Source organism: Micromonospora sp. ATA51 (genome assembly GCF_016802855.1).
In the GTDB taxonomy this organism is placed as follows: domain Bacteria; phylum Actinomycetota; class Actinomycetes; order Mycobacteriales; family Micromonosporaceae; genus Micromonospora; species Micromonospora sicca.
This window is the reverse complement of sequence record NZ_JAEVHJ010000347.1, coordinates 1-6,693: the sequence shown is the minus strand read 5'-3', so window position 1 is coordinate 6,693 and position 6,693 is coordinate 1. Positions and strand designations below refer to the sequence as shown.

Sequence of the window (6,693 nt, the reverse complement as noted above, 5' to 3'; positions counted from 1 at the left end):
GGCCGACCCGGCCGCGGTCGACCGGGCCGTCGCCGCGGTCGCCGACGTGGTCGCGCCCGGCACGGTCTTCACCCACGTCACCGACGAGGAGGTACGCGCCGGCCTGGTGGCCACCGTGCCGGGCTGGCCGGCGCAGGCCAGCGGGCTGGTCCTCGGGGCGCCGCCGACCCCGGTCAACCAGCCGGACCTGGTGCGTTTCGGCGCCGACCTGCAACGGCTGCGGACCGCGCTGGCCGCGGAGGGGATCCCCTCCGCGCTGCTGCCGCCGCCCGACGGCAGCACCGCCGGCGCCGCCCTGGCGCTCTGACCGCTGACCCGCCCACCGGGCGATCTGGTCCGGCGGGTCAGGAGTCGAGCATGGCCCGGCCGAGCGGGGTCAGCGTGTGCAGCACGGTGTTGCGGTCCCGGTGGCTGACCAGCAGCCCGGCGTTGCGCAGCACGGTGGTGTGCTGGCTGGCCGCGGCCGGTGAGATGTGCAGCCGGCGGGCCACCTCACCGGTGGTGCAGCCGTCGTCGGTCGCCTCCAGCACGGCGGCGCGGGTCCGCCCGAGCAGGGCCGCCAGGGCCTGGCGGTTCCCGTCGCCCGGCGCCGGGCCGGCGCCCCGGCCGGGCTCCGGGGCGAGCCCGCCGAGCCGGTCGACCGGGTAGACCAGCACCGGCGGCAGGGCCGGGTCGAGCAGCGCGACCGGGGTCCGGGCGCAGAAGAAGGACGGGACCAGCAGCAGGCCGCGACCCTTCAGGTGCAGCTCCCGGCTGTCCGGGTAGTCGAGCACCTCGAGCATCCCCGCCTCCCAGCGCATGCTCGGGCGCAGGCTGGCCAGCAGCCCCTCGACGCCGCCGTCGAGCAGGGCCCGGGCCCGCCGCGCCCGGTCGGCCTCCACCGCGGCCCGGATCCGGGACCAGTACGGCGCGATGGCCAGTTCCTGGTACCGCGCCATCGAGTCGGTGAGGTGGCGCAGCACCTCGGGCTCGCCCCGGGCCAGTGCGGACGCCGAGGAGGGCAGGGGGGTCTCCCCGGTCAGCAGGGTCAGGTCCCGGCGCAGCAGGTCGACCGGGGTGGCCCGGACCGCCTCCAGGCCCGCCTCGAAGCCCGCCAGGCTCTCGTACGGGGTGAGGAAGTCGGGGAAGTAGCCGCGGGGCGGGTTCAGCGCGAAGAGCAGGCGGAGACGGTCGGCGGCGCTGTCGGTACGCAGGGTCCGGGCCACGCTGCGCCGCCAGTTCGCCAGCAGCGGGTCCCGGCTGCGGCCCTGCAACAGGTGCAGGCTGAGGACCAGTTCCCAGACCGGGTCCGCGGCGGGGGCCACCCTGGTCCGCAGGATGTCCTCGCTCGTGAAAAAGATCTTCAGCATGGAGCGCTCTCCCGGGGGCGGGGCAGAGGGAGTGCCCGCCGACCATCTGCACTGTACCCGCCGGCACTAATCTCCATCTTTAAGCGTGAGCTGAAAAACCTCGACGTGACCGGGCCCGGTTGGGCATGCTTCCCCTTGCCCCTCAGGGCCGGGACATCACCGGCTCCGGGGGCGACCGGGGGCCGGGAAAGCGGCGACCGGGCGGCACCACGAGGGTCTGCGGGCCACGTTCCGCAGAGGTGTCACCCGGTCGTCCCCGGGGCTCGACCCGGGTGTCAGTCGCTCCAGAGCGCCACCCGATGGTCCTCGTCGGTGACGTACCAGCAGCGTCCCGCCAGCTCGGCCAAGCCCTCCACGTGGTGGAACGGCGCCAGGTCGGCGACCACCTTCCCGGCCACCCGCGCGTCCGGCGTGACGTCGAGCCGGAAGCGGACGTGCCGCGAGGTCACCGCGCCGCCCTGCGGATGGTCGTCGAGCAGCACCGAACCCTTGCCCAGCGCGTCGATCGACCCGATCACCGCCGCGTATCCGCCGTCGGCGGTGGGCGCGATCGCCCGGAAACCGGTCAGCGCCCCCGGCGGCGTCACCCCGGTCAGCGCGTACGCCCCCACGGCCTGGGGCCAGGCCGGGTCGGCGGCGAACATCCCCGCCACCCCGGCCAGCTCGACCAGGATCGGCTCGCCCTCGGCGGTCACCGGGAACCGGAGCCCGAGCAGCACCGTGCCGGTCGGCGTGAAGGCCGCCGCCTCGACGTTGAGCGGCAGGTCGTCCTCGGTGAGCCGGCTCACCCAGCTCTTCGCCCGGGCGGTGCCCCGGGCCAGGGTCTCCACGATGAACCGGTGCCGGACCCGGTCGCCCGGCGGCAGCGGGGTCAGCGGAGCCGCGGCGAGCGCGTCGTTGACCGCCCGGTGCAGCCGGAACCGGTTGCGCACCACGTGCACGGGCAGCGTCCCGGTGGCGGCGTCGTCCTCCCGGAACCGGGCCACGAACGCCCGCCGAGGCCGCAGCGGGCCGGCCTTCGAGCCGAAATGCGAGCCGAACACGTACACCCAGCCGTCGTGGTGGGCGAGCGCCTCACCGTCCTCGGTCCGGCCGTTCTCCGCGCCAGCGTCGGCGGCGACGTGCTGCGCCACCCACTCGCCGTCCTCGCGTTCGAGCAGCAGGGCCAGGCAGCGTTCCACCGGGCCCTCGTCCAGGACGGTCCAGAAGCCGCGCCGCGCGTGGTGCCCGCGCAGCACCGCCGGTGAGCGGACCGGCAGCAGGTCACTGGCCTCGTTGCCGGCCACGACGAACTCGACGAGTCGCAGGGCCACCCGGCCAGGGTACGGGGGCCGCGCTCGTAGAGTGTCGGGGTGCCCGACGCCGCGACCACCAGCCCCGCCGCCCCGCCGCCCGGCGCTCCCGCGACGGATCCGTCGCCCGCCGGCGTCCACGCCCTGCACGGCAATGCGACCGCCGTGCTGACCGGGTGGACCCCGACCAGCCCGGCGGCCGCCGAGGCCCGGGACCGCACGCTGCGGCTGCTGACGGCCGGCCCGGTGGCGATGAGCCGGAGCCACCGCGCCGGGCACGTCACCGCCAGCGCGCTGGTGCTCGATCCCACCGGCGGGCGGGTGCTGCTCTGCCTGCACGGCAAGTTCCGCAAGTGGGTGCAGCTCGGTGGGCACTGCGAGCCGGCCGACCGGACCCTCGCGGAGGCCGCGCTGCGCGAGGCGACCGAGGAGTCCGGGATCCCCGGCCTGGTGGTCGACCCGGTGCCGATCGACGTGGACATCCACCCGGTGGCCTGCCAGGGCGGCTCGCTGCACTACGACGTCCGGTTCGCGGTCTTCGCCCCGGCGGGCGCCACCGAGCGGGTCAGCGCGGAGTCCGAGGCGCTGGGCTGGTTCCCGCCGGACCGGCTCCCCGAGCCGCTGGCCGACGGCACCACCCAGCTCGTCGCCCCGGCCCTGGCCGCCCTGCGCCGCCGCACCGCTGAGCCGTCGGATCAGACGTAGCCCTCCTCGCCGCGCTCCTTCAGCTCGTCGACCAGCTTCTTGACGTCCTGGGCCCGGTCGCGGGGGCAGACCAGCACCGCGTCCGGGGTGTCCACCACGATCAGGTCGTGCAGGCCGAGGGCGGCCACCAGCCGACCCGACTGCGGCACCACCACCAGGTCGCGGCTGTCCCGCAGCAGCACGCCCGGCTTGCCCTCGATGCCGAGCACCACGTTGCCGTCCGGGTCGGCGGGCAGCACCTCACCGAGGGTGTGGAAGTCGCCGACGTCGTTCCAGCCGAAGTCGCCGGGGACGGTGGCCACCCGGCCGGCCGTCGCCGCGCCCTCCATCACCGCGTAGTCCACGGAGATCTTCGGCAGGGTCGGCCAGATGGTGCCGAGGATGTCGTCCTGCTCCGGGGTGCCCCAGGCGGCCGCGATCGCGGTGATCCCGGCGTGCAGCGCCGGCTGCTGCCGGGCCAGCTCGGCCAGGAAGACGTCCACCCGCCAGACGAACATGCTGGCGTTCCAGAGGTGCCGCCCGGAGCGGACGTACTCCTCGGCCACCTCGGCGGCCGGCTTCTCCTTGAACTCCACGACCGGACGCAGTGGACCGTCCCCGGTCGGGTCGCCCGTCTCCAGGTAGCCGTAGCCGGTCTCCGGCCGGGTCGGGGTGATGCCCACCGTCATCAGCAGCCCCCGCTCGGCGCCGCCGATCGCCTCGCGCACCGTCTCCGCCCACCGGGCCGGGTCGCCGATCAGGTGGTCGGCGGCGAACGAGCCCATCACCGCCTCCGGGTCGCGCAGCACGATCACCGCGGCGGCCAGCGCGATCGCCGCGCAGGAGTCGCGCGGCGAGGGCTCGACGAGGATGTTCTCCTCCGGCAGGCCGGCCAGTTGCCGCGCCACCGCCGCGACGTGCGCGGCACCGGTGACCACCAACGTGCGCTCGGGTGTGGCCAACGGGGCGAGCCGGTCCACCGTGGCCTGGAGCAGCGAGGCCGGGGTGCCGGTCAGCGGGTGGAGGAACTTGGGGTGGCCGGCACGGGACAGCGGCCACAACCTCGTGCCGCTGCCACCCGCCGGGATGACGGCGTAGAACATCAGCACATCATGCCCGAACCGCCATGCCGCGGACGCACCGTCGGGCGTACCGGCAGCCGACAATCAGGAACGGGCCCGGCTCCACGCCGCGATGTGCACCTCGGCGCTGGACTCCCAGGTGAACTCCTTGGCCCGGTCGAAACCGGCCTTGGCCAGGGAGAGCCGGCGGTGCTCGTCGTCCAGCAGGGCGGCCAGGTCGGTGGCGATCTGGGCCGAGTCCTCGCTGGTGTAGGCCACCGCGTCGCCGCCCACCTCGGGCAGGGAGAGCCGGGGCGTGGTCAGCACCGGCGCGGCGCAGGCCATCGCCTCCAGGATCGGCAGGCCGAAGCCCTCGCCGTACGACGGGTAGGCGGCGACCAGTGCGCCACCGAGGAAGCCGGGCAGGTCGGCGTAGCGCAGGTAGCCCGGGCGGAGCAGCCGCAGGTGCGACGGGACCTCGGCCACCGCGCGGTCGATGTCGTCGTCGTGCCCCTGGCCGCCGGCGATGACCAGGGCCGGCGGGTCGGTCCGGTCGGCCACCGCGCGGGCCCAGCCGCGGATCAGGTTGGGTACGTTCTTCCGCGGCTCCTTGGCCCCGAGGAACGCGATGTAGCTGCTGCTGCCCAGCCCCAGCCGCGCCCGGACCCGGGCCTTCTCCTCCTCGCTCGGGGCGTGGAAGGCGGCCTGGTCGACACCGTGGTACGCCACGTCGATCCGGGTCGGGTCGGCGTCGAGCAGCCGGATCAGCTCGTCCCGGGTGGCCTTGCTCGGCACGATCACCCGGTCGGCCCGGCGCAGCGACGTCTTGATCGCGCTGCGGAAGAACGTCCGGCGGGACTTATCGTAATGCTCCGGCTCGGTGAAGAACGTCGCGTCGTGCACGGTGACCGTCACCGGGCAGCCGGCCCGCAGCGGGCAGGTGTAGAAGGGCGAGTGGAGCACCTCCGCGCCCACCTGCTGGGCGAGCAGCGGCAGGCCGGTCTGCTCCCAGGCGAGCCGGGCGGGACGGTGCGCGACCGCCGCCGGGGCGGGGATGACCTCCGCCCCGGGCAGCATCCGGGTGTAGCGCTCCAGGTCGGTGCGGAGGCTCACCACGGCAAGGTCCACGCCGGAGCCGCAGACCTTGCCGAGGGCGCCGAGCAGGCCATCGACGTATCTACCGACGCCGCCACGGTCGGCGGGGACACTCGTGGCGTCGATGAGCACGCGGGGCGGGCGACCGGCGGTCACGGGGCGACTCCTCAGGCTGGCGGGTCTGTGGTGAACAGCACTGTCGGCAAGCCTACGCCGGGGCGGGGCCCCGACGCTGACTGCGACCCGACGGTACGCCGACTTGTCATCGTCATCGAATACGGGCGCGGACCGCGTATCGTTCGCGCCGATGTCCGACAACATTGCCCGGGTCTTCGCCGCCGCGATCGCGACCGACCCGACCCGCCCCCTGCTGACCTGGTACGACGACGCGACCGGTGAGCGGACCGAGCTTTCCGGCGCGACGCTCGCGAACTGGGTGGCCAAGACGGCCAACCTGCTCGTCGACGAGGCGGCCGTCGCCCCCGGCGACACGGCCGGGGTGCTGCTGCCGCCGCACTGGCAGACCGCCGCGGTGCTGCTCGGCTGCTGGTCGGCGACGTTGACGGTGGTCGACAAGCCGGGCGACGTGGACGTGCTCTTCGCGGCGGCGGACCGGGCCGAGGAGGCGGCGGCCTGGTCGGCGGGCGAGCGGTACGCCCTCGCGCTCGCCCCGTTCGCCGCCCCGCTGCGTCAGGTGCCGCCCGGCTTCGCCGACTACGTCGTGGCGGTACGCGGCCACGGCGACCACTTCACCCCGTACCCCGGTGGCGGCGAGGCGGACGCGGACCTGCTGGCCCGCGGGGAGGCCCGCGCCGCGGACCTGGGCATCGCCCCCGGCGACCGCCTGCTGATCGACGCGGCCGTCCACCCCGACCCGGTCGACTGGCTCCTCGCCCCGCTCACGGCCCGCGCCAGCATCGTCCTCTGCGGCAACCTCGACGCCACCCGCACCGACTCCCGCGCGACCACCGAAAAGGTCACCCACACCCTGACCTGACCACCTCCCCCACCCCCCAGCGCGCCGATCTTGCAGTTCGGGCCCTCACGATGGGCGTTGTGCCCCATTCGCCGGGGCGACAAGTGCAAGATCGACGGGGGTGGGGGTCGACGGGACCCGGTCACCGGAGCCCACGGCGCCGCCGGCGAATACGGACACCTGCCCCTCGGCGACCGCCGCCGGCACTGCCCCTGTGGGGCCCGCGGCTGCTGGGA

General features: G+C 75.1%; 7 protein-coding genes and 1 pseudogene. 4 read left to right on the top strand and 4 right to left on the bottom strand.

Translation table 11 applies throughout. The annotated features are described in order from the left end of the window. Nucleotides 1–307 (top strand): annotated as a pseudogene (locus JNW87_RS32530) (F420-0--gamma-glutamyl ligase); the annotation flags it as partial. Between the two features lie 37 nt (nucleotides 308–344). Here JNW87_RS32530 and JNW87_RS32525 read toward each other — a convergent pair. Together JNW87_RS32525 and JNW87_RS32520 are read right to left on the bottom strand one after the other, a co-directional pair. Then, nucleotides 345–1,349 (bottom strand): helix-turn-helix transcriptional regulator, encoded by a 1,005-nt coding sequence (locus JNW87_RS32525; RefSeq protein WP_109800148.1) that lies wholly within the window; start codon nucleotides 1,347–1,349, stop codon nucleotides 345–347. 275 nt (nucleotides 1,350–1,624) lie between these two features. Then, nucleotides 1,625–2,662, bottom strand: coding sequence for a DUF4185 domain-containing protein (locus JNW87_RS32520; protein ID WP_238454995.1), 1,038 nt, complete (start codon nucleotides 2,660–2,662; stop codon nucleotides 1,625–1,627). A gap of 123 nt (nucleotides 2,663–2,785) precedes the next feature. Here JNW87_RS32520 and JNW87_RS32515 point away from each other — a divergent pair, with 123 nt between their 5' ends. Further along, complete coding sequence (locus tag JNW87_RS32515; protein WP_236647318.1) at nucleotides 2,786–3,346, top strand: NUDIX hydrolase; 561 nt, start codon at nucleotides 2,786–2,788, stop codon at nucleotides 3,344–3,346. Here the strand turns inward: JNW87_RS32515 and JNW87_RS32510 are convergent. Next, the gene (locus JNW87_RS32510) at nucleotides 3,337–4,428 is read right to left on the bottom strand and encodes a mannose-1-phosphate guanylyltransferase (protein WP_109800150.1); all 1,092 of its coding nucleotides are present in this window, start codon (nucleotides 4,426–4,428) and stop codon (nucleotides 3,337–3,339) included. The two genes, JNW87_RS32515 and JNW87_RS32510, sit on opposite strands and share 10 nt — an antisense overlap. Before the next feature lie 63 nt (nucleotides 4,429–4,491). Beyond that, nucleotides 4,492–5,637 (bottom strand): glycosyltransferase family 1 protein, encoded by a 1,146-nt coding sequence (locus JNW87_RS32505; protein WP_109800151.1) that lies wholly within the window; start codon nucleotides 5,635–5,637, stop codon nucleotides 4,492–4,494. A 151-nt stretch (nucleotides 5,638–5,788) separates the two neighbouring features. On the opposite strand from JNW87_RS32505, the gene JNW87_RS32500 reads away from it, so the two are divergent. Further along, complete coding sequence (locus JNW87_RS32500; protein ID WP_238454994.1) at nucleotides 5,789–6,478, top strand: TIGR03089 family protein; 690 nt, start codon at nucleotides 5,789–5,791, stop codon at nucleotides 6,476–6,478. Nucleotides 6,479–6,508: 30 nt separating this feature from the next. Further along, nucleotides 6,509–6,693, top strand: a 185-nt coding sequence (locus JNW87_RS32495) for an ROK family protein (protein ID WP_309234128.1), incomplete at its 3' end; no start/stop codon positions are given.